Origin of the sequence: Streptomyces sp. NPDC085900, from assembly GCF_044540925.1 — a bacterium.
Taxonomy (GTDB): Bacteria; Actinomycetota; Actinomycetes; order Streptomycetales; family Streptomycetaceae; genus Streptomyces; species Streptomyces gilvifuscus.
Genome location: NZ_JBITSP010000002.1, coordinates 666,395 through 683,454 on the forward strand (window position 1 = coordinate 666,395; position 17,060 = coordinate 683,454).

The 17,060-nt window shown below is 73.9% G+C and carries 18 protein-coding genes; 10 read left to right on the forward strand and 8 right to left on the reverse strand.

Going from position 1 to position 17,060, the window contains the following annotated elements:
- Positions 1-19: 19 nt before the first annotated feature.
- Positions 20-571, forward strand: a complete 552-nt coding sequence (locus ACIGDI_RS07750; protein ID WP_399892045.1) for a PadR family transcriptional regulator — start codon at positions 20-22, stop codon at positions 569-571.
- 3 nt (positions 572-574) lie between these two features.
- On the opposite strand, the gene ACIGDI_RS07755 is transcribed toward ACIGDI_RS07750, so the two are convergent.
- Positions 575-1,135 carry a hypothetical protein gene (locus tag ACIGDI_RS07755; protein ID WP_399892048.1) on the reverse strand — a complete coding sequence of 187 codons (561 nt, stop codon included), beginning with the start codon at positions 1,133-1,135 and terminating at the stop codon, positions 575-577.
- Positions 1,136-1,301: 166 nt separating this feature from the next.
- Entirely contained in the window at positions 1,302-2,276 is a 975-nt protein-coding gene (locus tag ACIGDI_RS07760; protein ID WP_399892051.1) for a fibronectin type III domain-containing protein, read from the reverse strand.
- Positions 2,277-2,654: 378 nt separating this feature from the next.
- On the opposite strand from ACIGDI_RS07760, the gene ACIGDI_RS07765 reads away from it, so the two are divergent.
- Positions 2,655-3,350 (forward strand): glycoside hydrolase family 75 protein, encoded by a 696-nt coding sequence (locus ACIGDI_RS07765; RefSeq protein ID WP_399892054.1) that lies wholly within the window; start codon positions 2,655-2,657, stop codon positions 3,348-3,350.
- Positions 3,351-3,449: 99 nt separating this feature from the next.
- Here the strand turns inward: ACIGDI_RS07765 and dhaM are convergent, their stop codons facing one another.
- From dhaM to dhaK, 3 genes are read right to left on the reverse strand one after another with little or no spacing between them, the layout of a single operon-like run.
- Complete coding sequence (dhaM, locus tag ACIGDI_RS07770; protein WP_200702099.1) at positions 3,450-3,860, reverse strand: dihydroxyacetone kinase phosphoryl donor subunit DhaM; 411 nt, start codon at positions 3,858-3,860, stop codon at positions 3,450-3,452.
- Entirely contained in the window at positions 3,853-4,452 is a 600-nt protein-coding gene (gene dhaL / locus ACIGDI_RS07775) for a dihydroxyacetone kinase subunit DhaL (protein ID WP_399892058.1), read from the reverse strand. Before dhaL ends, dhaM begins: the two co-directional genes overlap by 8 nt.
- Before the next feature lie 43 nt (positions 4,453-4,495).
- Positions 4,496-5,488 (reverse strand): dihydroxyacetone kinase subunit DhaK, encoded by a 993-nt coding sequence (gene dhaK, locus ACIGDI_RS07780; RefSeq protein ID WP_399892061.1) that lies wholly within the window; start codon positions 5,486-5,488, stop codon positions 4,496-4,498.
- Between the two features lie 265 nt (positions 5,489-5,753).
- Here dhaK and ACIGDI_RS07785 point away from each other — a divergent pair, with 265 nt between their 5' ends.
- Genes ACIGDI_RS07785 through ACIGDI_RS07805 form a run of 5 tightly spaced genes read left to right on the forward strand, consistent with a single transcriptional unit; the run spans position 5,754 to position 9,612 of the window.
- Positions 5,754-5,939 (forward strand): hypothetical protein, encoded by a 186-nt coding sequence (locus ACIGDI_RS07785; protein ID WP_399892064.1) that lies wholly within the window; start codon positions 5,754-5,756, stop codon positions 5,937-5,939.
- A 22-nt stretch (positions 5,940-5,961) separates the two neighbouring features.
- The gene (locus tag ACIGDI_RS07790; RefSeq protein ID WP_399892067.1) at positions 5,962-6,660 is read left to right on the forward strand and encodes a hypothetical protein; all 699 of its coding nucleotides are present in this window, start codon (positions 5,962-5,964) and stop codon (positions 6,658-6,660) included.
- The gene (locus ACIGDI_RS07795) at positions 6,657-7,610 is read left to right on the forward strand and encodes a DUF6895 family protein (protein WP_399892070.1); all 954 of its coding nucleotides are present in this window, start codon (positions 6,657-6,659) and stop codon (positions 7,608-7,610) included. Before ACIGDI_RS07790 ends, ACIGDI_RS07795 begins: the two co-directional genes overlap by 4 nt.
- On the forward strand, positions 7,607-8,530 hold the full coding sequence (locus ACIGDI_RS07800) for a DUF6895 family protein (protein ID WP_399892073.1): 924 nt from the start codon (positions 7,607-7,609) through the stop codon (positions 8,528-8,530). Before ACIGDI_RS07795 ends, ACIGDI_RS07800 begins: the two co-directional genes overlap by 4 nt.
- Entirely contained in the window at positions 8,527-9,612 is a 1,086-nt protein-coding gene (locus tag ACIGDI_RS07805; protein WP_399892076.1) for a serine hydrolase domain-containing protein, read from the forward strand. The genes ACIGDI_RS07800 and ACIGDI_RS07805 overlap by 4 nt, the downstream gene beginning before the upstream one ends.
- A gap of 61 nt (positions 9,613-9,673) precedes the next feature.
- Here the strand turns inward: ACIGDI_RS07805 and ACIGDI_RS07810 are convergent, their stop codons facing one another.
- Positions 9,674-11,038, reverse strand: coding sequence for an alpha-lytic protease prodomain-containing protein (locus ACIGDI_RS07810; protein WP_399892079.1), 1,365 nt, complete (start codon positions 11,036-11,038; stop codon positions 9,674-9,676).
- Between the two features lie 412 nt (positions 11,039-11,450).
- Here ACIGDI_RS07810 and ACIGDI_RS07815 point away from each other — a divergent pair, with 412 nt between their 5' ends.
- The 3 genes from ACIGDI_RS07815 to ACIGDI_RS07825 all read left to right on the forward strand — a co-directional run bounded on the left by ACIGDI_RS07815 (position 11,451) and on the right by ACIGDI_RS07825 (position 14,919).
- Positions 11,451-12,839 (forward strand): APC family permease, encoded by a 1,389-nt coding sequence (locus ACIGDI_RS07815; protein WP_399892985.1) that lies wholly within the window; start codon positions 11,451-11,453, stop codon positions 12,837-12,839.
- A 151-nt stretch (positions 12,840-12,990) separates the two neighbouring features.
- Positions 12,991-13,992, forward strand: a complete 1,002-nt coding sequence (gene argF / locus ACIGDI_RS07820; protein WP_399892082.1) for an ornithine carbamoyltransferase — start codon at positions 12,991-12,993, stop codon at positions 13,990-13,992.
- Positions 13,993-13,995: 3 nt separating this feature from the next.
- A complete protein-coding gene (locus ACIGDI_RS07825) occupies positions 13,996-14,919 on the forward strand; it encodes a carbamate kinase (RefSeq protein WP_399892085.1) in 924 nt (307 codons plus the stop codon).
- A gap of 222 nt (positions 14,920-15,141) precedes the next feature.
- On the opposite strand, the gene ACIGDI_RS07830 is transcribed toward ACIGDI_RS07825, so the two are convergent.
- On the reverse strand, positions 15,142-15,717 hold the full coding sequence (locus ACIGDI_RS07830; protein WP_399892088.1) for a hypothetical protein: 576 nt from the start codon (positions 15,715-15,717) through the stop codon (positions 15,142-15,144).
- Positions 15,718-16,455: 738 nt separating this feature from the next.
- Entirely contained in the window at positions 16,456-16,845 is a 390-nt protein-coding gene (locus ACIGDI_RS07835) for an STAS domain-containing protein (protein ID WP_399892091.1), read from the reverse strand.
- Between the last annotated feature and the right edge of the window lie 215 nt (positions 16,846-17,060).

Here is a 17,060-nt window from a genome sequence, read left to right on the forward strand (position 1 = left end):
CCGTCCCTAGGATGACTGTATGTCCCTCCCGCACGCGATCCTCACCGCCCTGCTCGAGAAGCCGTCCTCGGGGCTGGAGCTGACCCGCCGGTTCGACAGGTCGATCGGCTACTTCTGGTCGGCGACGCACCAGCAGATCTACCGGGAACTGGGACGGCTGGAGGCCGAGGGACACATCCGGGCGCTGCCCACCGAGCAGCCGGCCCGCGGGCAGAAGAAGAGCTACGAGGTCCTGCCCGCGGGCCGCGCCGAACTCCAGCGGTGGACCGCCGCCGCCCAGGACCCCAGGCCCCACCGCGACACCCTGCTGCTGCGGATGCGCGCGGCGGCCGTCGTCGGCACGGAGGGCATCGAGGCCGACCTGCGCCGGCATCTCGCCCTCCACCAGCGGCAGTTGGCGGAGTACGAGGAGATCGAGAAGCGCGACTTCCCGCCCGGCAGGGACAGCGCGCAGGACCGGCTGCGGCACCTCGTGCTGCGGGCGGGCATCGACCTGGAGACCTTCTGGACGCAGTGGCTCGCCCACGCGCTGGAGGAGTTCGCCGAACTGCCCGGCGGCGAGGGCGCGTGAGCCTCAGAGCCGGTGGGGCTTGGTGCGGCGGCGCAGGTACCAGGCCGTGGCGATGACACCCGTCCCCACCAGGGCGCTGCCCACGCCCAGCGTCACCGGTCCGTAGTCCCGCACCGCGCCGCCGAAACCGCCCATCACGCCCAGCGACGGCGACGGCGAGGAGGTGGCCGAGATGGTGGGGGACGCGGAGGCCGCCGAGACGATGACGGACTGCGTGCCCGCGGTGCTGTTGTTGAACGCGCACATCACGATCACGGTGTAGGTGCCGGGGCTGACGCCCTGCCAGGCGGCCGTCTGGATGCTGGTCGTCCCCGACAGCGCCACCTGCCGGCCCTGGGAGAAGTTCGCCTGGCTGCTGTTGAGCAGTGAGGCGGTGCCCCACATGCCGTTGCTCGCGGTCTGGTTGCACACCGTGGTCGTCACCGACACGGTGGACCCGCTGGTGCTCACCGAGATCCCCGAGCCCACCGCGGCGGCGGGCGTGGCGGCGGCCAGGGCGACGGGCAGCGCGGCGGCGGCTGCCACGGCCAGGCCGGTCCGGATCAGAGGCTGAGAGTTGCGCATGTCGACTGCCCTCCGGCGGCACGGTCGGCGGTACATCCCTTGCGCCGCCGGGGGTCGGGAATCGCCCGTGCTGCCTCGGGGTCAGCCAACGCGGCGGCGTCCCGGCGCGCATGCGGAGTGCGGCCGGGCAGGTGACGGATTCCCCCGTCCGGAGCGCGAGCGCCCTCTACCGCGTCGTCACCGACCGCTCCGCCGAGAAGCCGCCCCAGGTGCCGTCGGGCAGCCTGGCCCGGACCCGTGCGCGGTGGGTGACACCGGTGTCCCGGCCGACGTAGAAGCTGTAGCGCGCCCGGTCGCGCGGGGCGTCGCCGCCGTAGACCAGGGAGGTGGCCGGCTGTCCGTCCAGCCGGATCTGGTACTCCGCGACCACGCCGTCCGTGCGCGGCACGGTCCAGGAGAGGTCGAGGTAGTACGCCCCGTCGGCACGGTGGCAGCTCGCGCGGAAGGCGGTGGGCGCGGTGCCGCGTCCGTCGTCGGTGCCGGGGGTGGTCAGGCGGACGGTGCCGCCGGGCGGGGAGACGTTGTCGGCGGCGTCGCGGGCGCGGACGGAGAAGGCGTAGCGGGTGCCCGGCCGCAGGCCAGTGAGCACGGTCGCCGTCTGGTTCCCGCCCACACTGTGGATCTTCGAGTCGCCCTGGTAGACGTCGTACGACAGTACGGCCGTGTCGTCCCGGGACGCGGACCAGGACAGCTGGACCTCGCGGCTGCCGATCACCCGGCCGCGGGCCGGTCCCGGGCGGGTGGGCGCCGTGTCGTCCGCGGCCACGGCCGCCGGGGTCGTCGCACGCACCGGGCGGCTGGGCGGGCCGAGCCGGCCCTCGCTGTCGCGCGCCCGCACGGTGAAGACGTAACCGGTGGCGGGTCGGAGGCGGGTGACGTCCACCATGTGCTCGGAGGCCGGCACCTGGGCGACCTTCGTGGCGCCGCGGTACACCTCGTAGCGCCGGACGCGGGGAGTCGAGGACACCGCGTCCCACATCACGTGCACGCTCGCGGCGCTGCCCGCCGCCGCGGTGACGCCCGCGGGTGCCGCCGGCAGCCGGCCGTCGTCGTCGGTGCCCCCTGAGCCGCACGCCGCGGCACAGGCCAGAACGCCGCAGAGGGCGAGGGATCGGCGCAGCGGAACGGCGGCGAGACGCACGGCTCGGCCCTCCGGACGGATACGGCGGCAATGGTACGGACCAATATGAGGGCAGGTGCGTACGCGCGGCAAGAGCCGTGGCGCAGACCCGGGGCGTTGGTGACCGCCCGCGGAGGTTACGTATGCTGAAGCTCCTGACGGCCGAACTCTCCTCGAGGGCTCGGGAGTTCATGCCGTGGCGCGGGCCGCTGTCGTCGCTGATCCCGCGCCGGGGAACGGGCGGCCGGGGGACCTGAGCCGACGCCGGCTCAGGTCCCCGGCCCCTGCCCGCCGTTCGGGTCGTGCACCGTCCGGCCCCCTTGCGGTGGCCGCGGGGACGCACCGGGGTCAGATTGACTGAGTGTTCGTCAGTGTCCCCCAGGAGAGGCTCCCCCCATCGTGCGTGTCCAGTCGCTGACGCTGGCCGCGGCCTGTGCCGCCCTGCTCGCCCCCACGACGTCGCCCGCAGTCCAGGCCCGCTTCGCGGCGCAGCCGGTGGCCTGGCGGGAGGGCGACGTCAGCGCCGCCGACCTGCTCGCCAAGGTGCGCGGCTGCACCCCGGTCTCCCGCGGCCGCTACCGCAGCGACGAGGGCGCCCCCGCCACCATTCCGGTCTGCGGCACCCGGGACGCCGTCTTCTGGAAGGCCGACCTGGACATCGACTGCGACGGGCGGGCCGGCCCGCGCTGCAACCTCCGCACCGACCCGCTGTTCTCCTCCCTCACCGCCTACCAGCAGTCCGACGGCCGCCACCTGAGCGCCGAACGCCTGCCGTACATCGTCGTGCCCGCCGTCAGCCGGATCTGGAACCACCGCGACCACGGCGTGCGCGGCGGCTCGGTCGCGGCGGTCGTCTACCGGGGCCGGGTGCAGTACGCGGTGGTCGGCGACATCGGCCCGCGCGGCATCATCGGCGAGGCCTCCTACGCCACCGCGCGGGGGCTCGGTATCACCCCCGACCCGCGACGCGGCGGCACGTCCTCCGGGGTCACCTACATCGTCTTCAAGGACTCGCAGGTCAAGCCCATCGAGGACCACGCCGCCGCGGTCGCCGCGGGACAACGCCTGGCACGGCTGTTCGTGCGGGGTGGATGAGACGTGAGGGGTGCGCCGGCCGGCCGAGCGGGCCCCGAGGGCTCCTCGGACGGCCGACCAGCCGTCCGTCGACGGACAGACCTTCCCCGGCCCGGGTTGTCAGACCTTCCGGTAGGTGTACGCATCCGCGGCCGCCGCCTCCACCGCCGCGAGGTCCGCGCCGGTGGCCGCCGTGACCACCGCGGCCACCGCTCCCTCCACGAAGGGGGCGTCCACCAGGCGCGTGTTGTCGGGGAGTTCGTCGCCCTCGGCGAGCAGCGCCTTCACGGTGAGCACCGCGCTGCCGAGGTCGGTGAGGACGGCGACCCCCGCGCCCCGGTCCACGGACGCGGCCGCCGCGGCGATCAGCTCGGCACTGGTGCCGAGCCCCCCGCCCTCGGTGCCGCCCGCCGGGGCGACGTGCACCGAGGTGCCGCCGCCCGCCAGGCCCTTGGCCAACTCGGCCACCGAAGAGGCGACTTCGGCGCTGTGCGAGACCAGTACGATCCCGACGGTCTTGTCGTCACTCACCGTTCGCCTCCGCCAGTCCCGCGATCAGCAGCGCCGACGAGGTCGCGCCCGGATCCTGGTGGCCGATGCTGCGCTCGCCCAGGTAGCTGGCCCGGCCCTTGCGCGCCTGCAGCGGGATCGTCGCCAGCGCGCCCTGCTCGGCGGCGGCCCGGGCCGCGGCGAAACCGTCGCCGAGGGCGTCCACCGCCGGCACCAGCGCGTCGATCATGGTCTTGTCGCCCGGCGCGGCGCCGCCCAGCGCCATGACGGCGTCCACCCCGGCCCGCAGCGCCTCGGCCAGCTGCTCCTCGCCCACCTCGGCGGTGTCCCCGAGGGCCTTGCCGGTGCGGCGTAGCAGCGTGCCGTACAGGGGGCCCGACGCGCCGCCGACGGTGGAGATCAACTGGCGTCCGGCGAGCGTGAGGACCGCGCCGGGCGTGTCCGGCGCCTCCTTCTCCAGGGTCGCGGTCACCGCCCGGAAGCCGCGCTGCAGATTGCTGCCGTGATCGGCGTCCCCGATGGGGGAGTCGAGGGCGGTGAGCCGTTCCGCCTCACGCTCCACGGACGTGGCGGTGGCCGTCATCCAACGGCGGAAGAAATCGGCGTCGAGCACTGGATCTCCTTGCGTGGTAGGTACGGCCCGAATTCCCGGCGTCTCACATGCCCCAGCGCAGCCCCGGCGTCTTCACCGGCGCGTCCCACAGCCGCAGCAGCTCCTCGTCGACCTGGCAGATGGAGACCGACGCCCCCGCCATGTCCAGCGAGGTGACGTAGTTGCCGACCAGCGTGCGGGCGACGGCGACACCGCGCTCCGAAAGGACCCGCTGCACCTCGGCGTTGAAGCCGTACAGCTCCAACAGCGGTGTCGCGCCCATGCCGTTGACGAGGACGAGCACCGGGTTGCGCGGCGGCATGTCCTCCAGTACGGCGTTCACCGCGAAGTCCGCGATCTCGCCGGAGGTCATCATCGGCCGCCGCTCCCGGCCCGGCTCGCCGTGGATGCCGATGCCCAACTCCAGCTCCCCGACGGGCAGATCGAACGTGGGGCTGCCCTTGGCCGGCGTGGTGCACGCGCTCAGGGCCACGCCGAAGCTGCGGGAGTTCTCGTTGACCTGACGGGCGATGGCCTCCACCCGCTCCAGCGGCTGTCCCTCGTCCGCGGCCGCGCCCGCGATCTTCTGCACGAACAGGGTGCCGCCCACGCCGCGCCGCCCGGCCGTGTAGAGGCTGTCGGTGACCGCCACGTCGTCGTTGACCAGGACCTTGGCGACCTGGATGCCCTCGTCCTCGGCGAGCTCGGCGGCCATGTCGAAGTTGAGCACGTCGCCGGTGTAGTTCTTCACGATGAACAGCACGCCGGCCCCGCTGTCCACGGCCGCGGCGGCGCGCACCATCTGGTCGGGCACCGGCGAGGTGAACACCTCGCCCGGGCAGGCTGCCGAGAGCATCCCGGGGCCCACGAATCCGCCGTGCAGCGGCTCGTGCCCGGAGCCGCCGCCGGAGACCAGGGCGACCTTGCCGGCGACGGGGGCGTCCCGCCGTACGATCACCCGGTTCTCCACGTCCACCGCCAGCTCGGGGTGCGCGGCCGCCATGCCCCGCAGCGCGTCCGCCACCACGGTCTCAGCGACGTTGATGAGCATCTTCATGACTACCTCCGGGAAACGTGTCCGCTGAGCCGCAGTCCCGGCAGCTCACACTGGGAAGTATCGACGTTCTGGCGGCGATGGTCACGTGCGCGGCGTTTTCGCCCGCCGGATGTTCTGTCGTCAACTTCCGCACGCAACAGTAACCATGTCTCGTGGAAATTGAACAAGTAAGTTATGAAATTTAGCGATTTCCAGCATTATCCGGGCTGATTCGGACACTAGGTGGAGAGTCAACACCAAAGCTCGAACACACGGAGATGGTGCAATGACTTCCGCAGAGAAGATCCTCGACGAAATCCGCGTCCACGACGTCGACATCGAGGCCGTCCTCGACCCCGCCGAGCCCGACGGTGTCTACCGGGACAGCAGGGAATGCGCCGCTCTGGCGCTGTCGTCCGGCACGACGACGCTTCTGCTGTCGCCTCCGACGCCGCGCCCCAAGAAGGGCTGAGGGCATCGACGGGAGCAAACCGATGAAGCAGTCAGGTACTTCCGCCCTCTTGCAGGACGCGGTGCTGGACATGGCTTCGAGTGTGGCCTCCGCCCTTGGTGGCGGGGGCCACGCGCCGGACGGCACCGCCGCGGACGGCGGGCCGCCCGGCGACCTCGAGCTGGCGGCGGCCCGCGTGCTGGGCGCCGACCTCATGCTGCCGGGCGTCCTGTGCGGCATCCCGCCCACCGCGGACCGGCTCGACCTCGCCGCACGGACCCTGGAGGCCTTCCCGCCGCGACCGGAGTCCCCGCCCACCGTCCGGTGGAGCCACTGGGCCCTGCGACGCGCGCTCCGGCTCGCCGACCCCTCCGGTGCCGCCGACGACCGACCCCCGCCGGAACCCGACGCGGCCTGGCTCGACGGCGCGCCCTGGCCGTTCCTGACCCACCAGCTCGCCGTACTCGCGCCGCTCGCGCTGCCCGGGCAGGACTGCGCACCGGCCCGGGCGGCCCGTGCCAGGACGCTCGACGTCGCCCGTGGCTTCGTGCGGGCGGTGCGGCGTCGCGACTGGCTGCAGGCGGCCGGATCGGGACGCTGGCTGACTCTGCTGCCGGACGTGCCCGAGACCCTGGGACTGGCCGCCGGGCTCGACTTCGTGGAGCTCATGGGCGGCGACGACCCCCGGGTGCTGCTCCAGGTGCGTGCCGCGCGGCTGACCGGCGCCGGAGCGCTCGTGTGACGGCGGCCCCGACCAGACAGGTGCAGGAGGCGGCGCTGGCCTGGGTCGTGGCGCGGCGCGGCCGGTTCGCGCTGGGCGACGACGCCCTGGCACCGGACGGCCGGGTGAACAGCACCTGGAAGCCACTCGGCGAACTGGCCCAGGTCTGCGCCACCCTCGCCCGGCACACACCCCACGCCGACCCGCTCCACGCCCACGTGCGCGACCTGCTGGACTTCGCCTGGCGCGAGACCGGCAGGGGCGAGCTGCTCCTCCGCCTCCAGCGCGCGGAGCCGTTCGCCACCTACCCCCTGGAGGTCTACGCCGCCTTCGCCTCGGCGGGGCTGCGGCACCCGGGCTACGAGGAGGCCGCGGCCGGCGTCGCCCGCACGCGCGGCTGGCGGCTGACCGAGCAGGATCCCACCCGAGCCCTGGGCGTCCTGCTGGCAGAGCGGACCAGTGGCCTGCGCCCGCACGCGGACCCGGATCGGGTGCTGGCACGCACCTGGCTCGGCGGACTGCCAGAGCCCTGGACCTTCGAACGCTCGTCCGGCTACGCGGTCACCCATGTCGTCTTCCACCTCACCGACTGGGGCCGCGGCGGCCCCGGGGTGCCCCCGGACCTGGCCGGCTACCTCACGGACTGGCTGCCGGCCTGGCTGGAAACCTGCCTGGAGGCCCGTATGTGGGACCTCGCCTGCGAACTGCTGGCCACGGCCGTGCTCCTGCCCGCCCCACCCGACGCGGCGGCGCTCGCCGGGGCCTGGAACCGCATCGCGGACGCGCAGCAGGCCTCCGGGGCCCTGCCGGAGGAGGGCGCCTTCGAAGCGCTGCCGGACGGGCCCGGTTTCGCGCACAGCTACCACTCCACCCTGATGGCCGCCTTCGCGGCCGGTCTGACGGCCGGCCGCACGAGCCGGCCCGACAGCGACGCGCGCCTCGCGCCCGGCGGACAAGGAGTGCCCGGATGACCGACACACGTCTGCTGCACACCGTGGGGGTCCGAGCGATCGAATGGCTGTGGGCCCACCGCGACGGATTCCGGCTGGAACCCGACGTGGACCCCGAGATCGGCTTCCTGGAGCGCTTCAAACCGGTCGGCGAGCTCGCCCTGGTCTGCAAGGTGCTGTTCCGCGAAGGCGTCGCCGGGTCACGCCAGGCCGAGCTGGCACGCCGGCTCCTGGACCACGTCTGGCGCGAGACGCTGGACGGCGGCAGCATGCTCGTCCGCGGCCAGCGAACCGAACCGATCTCCCCGATCCCCTTCGAGACCTACCTGCCCTTCAAGGAACTCGGCTACCACCAGCCCGAGATCGAGCGGGCCGCCGTACTCAACCACCGCCTGGACGGCTGGTGCGCCTACGAGACCACACCGACCCGGCGGCTGGGCCTGTCCGCGTTCCAGCGCCGCTTCGGTCTCCGGCCGCGCCCGCCCGAGCACGAGGCCCTGGCCGCGACATGGCTGGCCCGCACTCCCGAGCCCTGGACGGTCGAGGGGCACATCGCCTACGACGTCACGCACGCGGTCTTCCATCTCACCGACTGGGGCGAGAACCCCGGCGGCCTGCCGCCCCGGCTCGCCGACTACCTCGCCGACTGGCTGCCGGTCTGGATCGACGACTGGCTGGACCTGCGCCGCTGGGACCTGCTGGGCGAACTCCTCGTCGTCGACGCCTGCCTGCCCCGGCCCACGCTGGACGAGCGCGGCTGGGCGGGCTTCGCCGGCGCACAGCGGGACGACGGCGCCATGCCCGCGGTGCGCGACATGCCCGACATCGCCGACCCCGACGAACTGTTCGACGCCGTCTACCACCCGACGCTCGTCGCCGCCTTCGCCTCCACCCTGGCCACCTCCCGCGCCCTGGCCGAGCTGGCGCACCCGGTGTCATGACCGGCCCCGCGCCGCTGTGGCCCGGCGCGGCCCCGGACGGCCCGGAGGACGGCACAGCCCCGCCTGCCGGGGGAGCGGACGACGACGCGCTCGCGCTGCGGCTGGCGGGCGCCGTCGAGGCGGTGGACGCCCCCGACGCCGTCTTCGCGCTGTCCCTCGGGGGACGGCGCCTGGTGCGCTGCGGCGGAACCGCCCCGCCCCCGGCCGGCCCCCGCGACGAACTGCGCTACGAGATCGGGTCGGCCACCAAGACCTTCACCGCGACCCTGTTGACCGAGCTGACGGCGCACGGCGCCGTGACCGGGTCCGAACCCGCGGCCGGCCTCCTGGCCCCGGGACGGCCCGGGCGCGCCTCACCCGCGACCCTCGCGCACCTCATCACCCACACGGCGGGGCTCCCCGCGCTGCCGGCGGACTTCCACCTGTGTGCCCTGCCCGCCTGGCGCACCAACCCCTACGGCCGCTACCCCGCCGAGCGCGTCGTCGACGCGTTCCTGCGGTACCGCTCCCGCCGCCGGCCCGGGACCCGATGGCACTACTCCAATTTCGGGGTCGCCGTACTCGGACACGCGCTCGCCGCGGCCACGCACACCCCCTGGGAGGACCTCGTCCGCGCGCGACTGCTGCGTCCCCTCGGGCTCGGGAACACGGCCCTGGCGCCGACGGGCGACGGCCTGGACGCGACGGGCCACGGCAAGGACGGCCGCACCCCGGTCCCGGCCTTCGACGCCGGCGGCTTCCAGGCGGCGGGAGCCCTCCGCTCCACCCCGCACGACCTGCTCACCTTCCTCGAAGCCCACCTACGGCCGGGCGAGTCGCCCCTGACGGACGCGCTCAGGGCGGCCCGTCGTCCCGTACTGCGACGCGGCCTGGGGCACCGGCACGTGCACACGGTCGCCTGGTTCCGACATCCGGTCTCCGGCGGGGGCATGTACTTCCACAGCGGCGCCACCCTCGGCCAGCAGGCGTTCCTCGGTTTCCGGCCGGACACCGGGACGGCCCTCGTGGCCGTGTGCACCCGGCGGTTCAGGGCGAACGACCCGTTCGTGTCCACGGCGTACGGGCTGCTGGCGGAGCTGTAGCGAGGGTCGGGCCCGGGAGCGCCTCCGTGCTCCCGGGCCCGACCGGTCTACCGGCGCCGTCTCACACGCGCTGCCACAGGGCGGGCGTGACGTCCGGAGCCCACGAGCTCTGGGCCTGGTGGGACTGCAGACACCGGTAGGTGACCGTCCCGACCGTCACCTCCGTCCCCACCTCGTACACCCTTCCCGCACGCCAGGCGCGCGCATCGGCCGGCTCGGGTGCCGTGGAGGCCGCTCCCGTCGTCTTCAGCGTGAGGCCGAAGTCCCCGAGGATCGGGTTGACCGGCTGGAAGAACGTGGTGCCGCCGCGCGTGCAGTCACCGGAGCCGCCCGAGGTGACCCCCTGCGCCTGCGCGCCGGAGATGTAGGGGCCGCCCGAGTCCCCGGGCTCCGCGCACACATCGGTCTGCGTCAGTCCGTCGACCGTGCCCTCGGCGTAACTGACGCTGGTGTCCTGCTGCTTGACGGTGCCGCAGTGCCAGCCGGTGGTCGAGCCCGACCGGCACACCGACGCGCCCACCATGGCCTGCACCGAACCGGCCACCTCCACCTTCTGGCCGTTCTCCCCCCTGACGTAGGGGGTGGCCGTCCAGCCGGAGTTCGTGGCCACCCAGGACATGTCCTTGCCGGGGAACGTGGAGGCCTGGAAGGTCCCCTGGGCGGTGGTCTGGTCGGCCCCGGTGGTCTTGGACCCCGGCTTGCCGCAGTGGCCGGCCGAGGCGAAGCCCTGCTGCTCGCCCTTGGTGACGGAGAAGCCGACGGAGCAACGTGCCGTGGCGTCGATGTAGTAGGCGTCCCCGCCGACGATGTCCGCCATCAGGCGCGGCCGCTTCGCCGACAGACGCACGGCCGTGCGGCCCGCCTCGGCGCCGGCCGCCTTGACGAACGCGGTCGCCGCCTTCCGGCTCCTGGCCTCCACCACGACCCGATTCGTCCGTACGTCCACGTACCACACCGGGGTGTCGGCGGTCTTGACGTTGGCCGCCGCCCGGTCCAGCTTCTGCTTGACCGACCGCAGGTCGGCCAGCGCCCACCGGGCGGCCACGGGGGTGGCGCCCTGCGCCCGGATCGCGGGGAAGTCCGCCCGGTCGGTGGTCGCGACGGTCAGCTCGGCCGCCGTCGCACCCTTGACCCAGGCACCGGCGAAACGCGTGCCCAGGGTGTTGCGCAGGACACCCGCCCGGGTGCCGGCCTCGGCCTCGTTGACCAGGCGGGTGGCCGCCTGGTCCGGCGTCAGACGCAGGTCGCGTTCCAGGGCGTGCAGAACCTGCGGCGACGGCCTGTCGGCGCCGAGCGTCTGGGCGGCGCTGGGAGCCGGGCCGCGGGCCGGCCCGGCCGACGCCGCCGGCTGGATCGCGGTGAGCGCGAGTGTGCCGAGCGCGACCACGGCGGCGCCGCGTACGGTCGCGCGGTGTCTGTCTGCCATTCGGCGTACCTCCTGAGGGATGCGGTGGAGCAGGTCGTGAGACCACAGCCCTAGCCCCCGGCGCCGGCGAGATGCCGTGGGCCGGGGGCTTTTGCGTACTACGGGGGACACCGGGAGCGGCATGTGCAGTAGCGCCCCGCCGGCCCCGTTCCCGCCCCGGAGAGCGGGCCGGTTCACCCGCCCCGGTGACGGGCCGAGGGGCTGACGGCCGTCCGCCCAGGGACCAATGGGCACGTCCGGGGACCTGCGGCCGCTCACCTCGCCGGGCGCGGCGCAGAAGGATCGTTTCCGGAACCGCCCCACCGCAGCGACCGGCGCAAGGAGCACTGCCATGTCCGCCACACCGTCAGGACGCGAGGCACCGGACCGGGGCCCCGGGAAGGCACTCGGCCTGCCCGCCGCCTCCGCGCTCGTGATCGGCAGCATCATCGGCACGGGCGTCTTCGCCCTCCCGTCCGCCCTGGCGCCGTACGGGCCGATCTCACTCGTCGCGTTCGCCGCCGTGACCCTCGGCGCCCTCGCCCTGGCGCTGACCTTCGGCTCGCTCGCCGGGCGCGTCCCGGCCGGCGGCGGGCCGTACGTCTACGCCCGCGAGGCCTTCGGCGAGTTCACCGGATTCCTCAACGCGTGGTCGTACTGGATCACCGCCTGGGCGGGGAACGCCGCGATCGTGGTCGCCTGGGTCGGCTACGTCGAGGTGTTCGTCAACACCGGGCACCGCACCGGTGTCTCGATCCTGATCGCACTGGTCGGGCTGTGGATCCCGGCCGCCGTGAACCTCACCGGCGCACGGAACACGGGCGCCTTCCAGGTGATCACCACCGTGCTGAAGTTCGTCCCGCTGGTCTTCATGGCCACCGTCGGCCTGCTGTTCGTCGAGTCCGCGGACTTCGGCCCCTTCAACGCCTCCGGCCGGTCCGCGACCGGCGCGATCTCCGCGGCAGGCGCCATCGCCCTGTTCAGCTACCTCGGTCTGGAGGCCGCGTCCGTCGTCGCCGGACGCGTGCGCGAACCCCGGCGCAACGTGCCGCGCGCCACCGTCTACGGCACCCTCGTCTGCGCCGTCATCTACATCCTCGGCACCCTCGCCGTCTTCGGCACCGTCCCGCACAGCCGGCTCGGCGCCTCCACCGCGCCCTTCACGGACGCCGCGAACAACATCTTCGGCGGCACCTGGGCCGGTGACGTCGTCGCCGCGGCCGCGATCATCTCCGGCATCGGCGCCCTCAACGGCTGGACCATGCTGTGCGCCGAGATGCCGTACGCGGCGGCCCGCGACGGGCTCTTCCCGGCCGCGTTCGCCCGGCTGCGCGGCGAGAACGGCGTCCCGGTCTTCGGCATCGTCGCCTCCACCGTGCTCGCCTCGCTGATCACCGTCTTCAGCTACACCCGCTTCGAGGACGTCTTCACCAAGATCGTCCTGCTGAGCGTGCTGACCGCCGTGATCCCCTACCTGTTCTCCGCGGCCGCCCAGCTCCACTGGCTGCTCGTCCGCGGCCGCGAGGGGCTCGGCCGCGGGCGGCTGATCCGGGACGCCACGGTCGCCGCACTGGCCATGGCCTTCTCGTACTGGTCGATCCAGGGCAGCGGCTACCAGACCGTCTACTACGGCCTGTTCGTGCTGCTTCTCGGCCTGCCGGTCTACCTCTGGCTCAAGCGCGACAGCGGCGGGTACGGCGAGAGCCCGGCCCTGCCCGCCGCAGAGTCCCGCGCGCCGGAGACAGCGCCGCTGAAGCCGGCCCCGCGCATTCCGCGGCAGCGCGGACGGCAAAACGGGAACGTCCTGCGCCACCACGACTGACACCCGGGAGTCACGCCATGACCACGTTCCACGTCGACTCCGAGGCCGGCCGCCCGCGCCAGGTGATCCTGCACCGCCCCGGACCCGGACCGCGCTGCATGAGCTGCCCGATCGAACGCGAACCGGCCGACTGACCGGCAAGGAGACCTCCATGAACATCGACCTGCGAGGCCGCTCCTACCTGAGCGAACTCGACTTCACCTCGGCCGAGGTGCACCACCTTCTCGATCTCGCCGCCGAGCTGAAGAATCCCAGGGGCGCCGGCATCGAGCGGCCCCGGCTCACCGGCCGCCACCTCGCGCTGATCTTCGAGAAGAGGTCCACCCGCACCCGGTGCGCCTTCGAGGTGGCCGCCGCCGACCAGGGCGCCGCCACCACCTGCCTCGGCCCCGGCGACACCCACCTCGGCGGCAAGGAGTCCGTCGCCGACACCGCCCGCGTGCTCGGCAGGATGTTCGACGGCATCGAGTACCGCGGCTCCGCGCAGTCCACCGTCACCCAACTCGCAGGTCACGCCGGCGTACCCGTCTACAACGGGCTGACCGACACCGCCCACCCCACACAGAGCCTGTGCGACGTGTTCACCATGCGCGAGCACAGCCCGAAGCCGCTCACCGACATCAGCTACTGCTACCTCGGCGACGGCGGCAACAACATGGCCAACTCCCTGCTGTCGATGGGCTCCCTGCTCGGCATGGACGTGCGGATCGCCGCCCCCGCCGCGCTGTGGCCCGACCGCGGCCTGGTCGCCGACTGCCGCTGGTTCGGCGAGCGCACCGGTGCGCGGATCACGGTCACCGAGGACGTCGAGACCGCCGTACGCGGAGCCGACTTCCTGCACACCGACGTCTGGGTCTCCATGGGCGAACCCGCCGACACCTGGCGCGAGCGCATCGACCTGCTGCTGCCCTACCAGGTCACCGCCCGGACGCTCGCCGCCACCGGCAACCCTGACGTGCGGTTCATGCACTGCCTTCCCGCGCTGCACGACCACAGCACCCGGCTGGGCCGCCAACTCCTGGACGCCTACGGCCTCGACGGCCTGGAGGTCACCGACGAGGTCTTCTCCTCGCCCGCCTCGATCGTCTTCGACCAGGCCGAGAACCGGCTGCACACCATCAAGGCCGTACTCGTCGCCACCCTGGAGGACTGAACCATGCGCATCGTCGTCGCCCTCGGCGGGAACGCCCTGCTGCACCGGGGCGAGCGCCCCGACGCGCAGGTCCAGACCGCCAACATCGTCCGGGTGGCCACCGCGCTGGCCGCGCTCGCCCAGGAGAACGAGCTGGTGATCACCCACGGAAACGGCCCGCAGATAGGCCTGCTGGCGCTGGAGAGCGCCACGGACCCCGCGCTGACCGCCCCCTACCCGCTCGACATGCTGGGCGCCCAGACCCAGGGCATGATCGGGTCCCTGCTGGTGCGGGCCCTGCACGACGCGCTGCCCGGCCGGAAGATCGCCGCACTCGTCACCCACACCTGCGTACGCGCCGACGACCCGGCCTTCGACCGGCCGACCAAGTTCGTCGGCCAGGTGTACTCGCGGGCGCGGGCCCAGACGCTGGCCCGCGAACGGGGCTGGAGCGTGGCCCGGGACACCAAGGGCTGGCGCCGGGTCGTCCCCTCGCCGGCGCCCGAGTCCTTCGTGGAGACGGACACCATCCACGACCTGCTCGCCGCCGACACACTCGTCGTCTGCGCCGGCGGCGGGGGCGTCCCCGTCGTCGCCGACCCGGACTGCGGCGGGCTGACCGGGGTGGAGGCCGTCGTCGACAAGGACCTCGCCGCCGCCCTGCTCGCCCAGGAGCTCAAGGCCGACTTCCTGCTGATCCTCACCGACGTCCCGTGCGTGTACGCCGGCTTCGGCACCCCGGACCAGCGGCCCGTACTCGACGCCACCCCCATCGAGCTGCGCCGCGGCGGCTTCCCCGCCGGGTCCATGGGACCCAAGGCCGAGGCCGCCGCCCGCTTCGTCGCCCGCACCGGCGGCCTGGCCGCCATCGGGGCCCTGGACGCGGCCTACGAGATCGTCCACGGCCGCTCCGGCACCCTGGTCCGCCCGGACCTCACGGTGGGCTGACCGGCCGTGAGACGCCACCGTCGCCGGATCCGTCGCGAGCACGAGAAGACGCGGCGCCGGGCCCCCGGCCGGAAACCCGGCCCGGGCGCCCGCGTCATGGACGTGAGGAGGCCCGTGCACCGATGTGGTGCACGGGCTCCGCGGCCGCCGGCCGAGTCCCGCCCTGTCGAGCTCGGCGGTGCCGCGCGGAGATGGTCCTCAGCCGCTCCGGAGCGGGGGCGGTCATCCGGTCTTGTGCCCCCAGCGCGGGCCGACCATGGCCCATTCGGTGTCCCATCCGTCGAGACGTCGCCGGTCCAGCCGCCAGCGGACCACGGCCCCGGCGGCGAACACGACGCCGGCGGTCGCCAGCGAGGCCGCCGTGCCCAGCAGACCGGCCTCGAACCCCGCCTCCACGCGGCCGGGCGGCTGGGAGGTGAGCCGGCCCTCGGCGTCCAGCCAGACCGGAACCCGGGCACCGGCCTTCTGCCCGGCGCTCACCAGGGCCCGGCCGGTGTGGGCCGTGCCGTCGGAGGTGGTCCAGCTGACGTTTGCCGATATCCGTTCGGCCGTGTCCCCGCTCGAGGCGGCACTGGGCAGGTCGGTGAGGAGGACGGCCCGGACGGAATGCCGTTCGGCGCGCTGCCGGGCGAGCACGTCGTCGGCCGCGTGAGCGGTGACCAGTCCGGCGATCGCGCCGCCGACGGCGATGACCATCCACATGGCCAGGACGACCCAGGCCTCGACGATGTCGTCGTGCCGGCGCAGTGGGTTGTTCCGCCACCGCCACAGCCGCTTCTTCACGGGCTTGCCGCTCATCGGTCCGCACCTCCTCCTCGTGGTCACGGACAAGACGGTGACACCCTGAAGGGCGCGCCGGGATGGGCCGACCAGGCGCTTTCGGGGGTCCATACGGGACCTGCTGCCCGGCACCTTTGGGCCGTTCAGCCCCCTGCCCCGCCTCGGCCCGCGGCCGGACGGACACCACCGCGGCCGCTGCCCACCGTCGCTCTGCCGCGGCGACCCACCGCGGCAGCCCGCCCGTCCGTCCGTCGGACGGCGACTTCGCGTCGCTGTAGCAGTCGAGGCGCCTCGTCCGCCCGTTGGCCGGCGACCTCGCCGTCCCCGCCGTCGCGGCCGGTCCGCACGTCAATGCCGCGGCCGACGGCCTCGCCTTCCCAGCTCTCGCGGTCTGTCCGGCTCGTGCGCCCGTTGGCCGGCGACCTCCCTTCCTCGCTGTCGGGGCCGGTCCGCACGTCATTGCCGTGGCCGGCGGCCTCGCCCCTTCCTAGCTCTCGCTGTCGGGCCGGCTCGTGCGCCCGTTGGCCGGCGACCTCGCCGTCCCCGCTGTCGGGGCCGGTCCGCATGTCACTGCCGTGGCCGGCGGCCTCGCCCCTTCCTAGCTCTCGCTGTCGGGCCGGCCGGTGCGTCCGTTGGCCGGCGACCTCGCCGTCCCCGCTGACGGGGCCGGCTCGCACCTCAACGCCGCGGCCGGCGGCCTAGTCCTCGCCGCCGGCGTCGGCGCGGTGTGGGCGCTCGCCGCACCATGGCCGGCGATCAGCCCTTCGCGCCGGCCAGGTGCCCCGCGTCCGCCGCAGGGGCGAGGGCCTCGCAGAGTCGGGTTTCGAGGTCGAAGACGCCCGCCAGGCCCACCGGGGGCAGCAGCCGCCGGAACTCGGGGCTGTCCGTGACCAGCCGCAGTCGGCCCTGGTGTGCCATGACACGGTTGCGTGCCCGGCACAGCATGCCCAGTCCTGAGCAGTCGATGAAGGTCACGTCGCGCAGGTCCACGACCAGGTCGGGACATGGACCCGCGGTCAGCTCGTCGAGCCGGGCCGAAAGCGACGGCACCGTGAGCAGGTCGATCTCCCCGCGCAGCACCACGACGGTCCGGCCGGCGACGACGCGTACCGCCGGCGGTGGGGGATCGGAGTGCGTTTCGGCCATGGGAAAAGGCAATCGGGCACACCCGGGGGGCGGGTAGGGCCGTTCGGTCCAGCAGGGTCCTCCCGGGGTGGGCCGTACGGGCACGGCAGGAGCCGAGGACCCGTCCGGCGGGACCCTGGGGGCCGACCGGCCCAAGCGTCCGCCCGGCACGGCCGGACAAGCTGGACCTGCGGGGCAATCCCGGCGCCGTACCGGCTCGCGGCCCTCCCGGACCC

Excerpts from the sequence above, each read along its gene's own strand:
- ACIGDI_RS07750 (WP_399892045.1), top strand. The coding sequence starts at position 20 with ATGTCCCTCCCGCACGCGATCCTCACCGCCCTGCTCGAGAAGCCGTCC.
- ACIGDI_RS07800 (WP_399892073.1), top strand. The coding sequence starts at position 7,607 with ATGACCGACACACGTCTGCTGCACACCGTGGGGGTCCGAGCGATCGAA.
- ACIGDI_RS07790 (WP_399892067.1), top strand. The coding sequence starts at position 5,962 with ATGAAGCAGTCAGGTACTTCCGCCCTCTTGCAGGACGCGGTGCTGGAC.
- ACIGDI_RS07810 (WP_399892079.1), bottom strand. The coding sequence starts at position 11,038 with ATGGCAGACAGACACCGCGCGACCGTACGCGGCGCCGCCGTGGTCGCG.
- dhaK (WP_399892061.1), bottom strand. The coding sequence starts at position 5,488 with ATGAAGATGCTCATCAACGTCGCTGAGACCGTGGTGGCGGACGCGCTG.
- ACIGDI_RS07825 (WP_399892085.1), top strand. The coding sequence starts at position 13,996 with ATGCGCATCGTCGTCGCCCTCGGCGGGAACGCCCTGCTGCACCGGGGC.
- ACIGDI_RS07830 (WP_399892088.1), bottom strand. The coding sequence starts at position 15,717 with ATGAGCGGCAAGCCCGTGAAGAAGCGGCTGTGGCGGTGGCGGAACAAC.
- argF (WP_399892082.1), top strand. The coding sequence starts at position 12,991 with ATGAACATCGACCTGCGAGGCCGCTCCTACCTGAGCGAACTCGACTTC.
- ACIGDI_RS07805 (WP_399892076.1), top strand. The coding sequence starts at position 8,527 with ATGACCGGCCCCGCGCCGCTGTGGCCCGGCGCGGCCCCGGACGGCCCG.
- ACIGDI_RS07835 (WP_399892091.1), bottom strand. The coding sequence starts at position 16,845 with ATGGCCGAAACGCACTCCGATCCCCCACCGCCGGCGGTACGCGTCGTC.
- ACIGDI_RS07785 (WP_399892064.1), top strand. The coding sequence starts at position 5,754 with ATGACTTCCGCAGAGAAGATCCTCGACGAAATCCGCGTCCACGACGTC.
- ACIGDI_RS07755 (WP_399892048.1), bottom strand. The coding sequence starts at position 1,135 with ATGCGCAACTCTCAGCCTCTGATCCGGACCGGCCTGGCCGTGGCAGCC.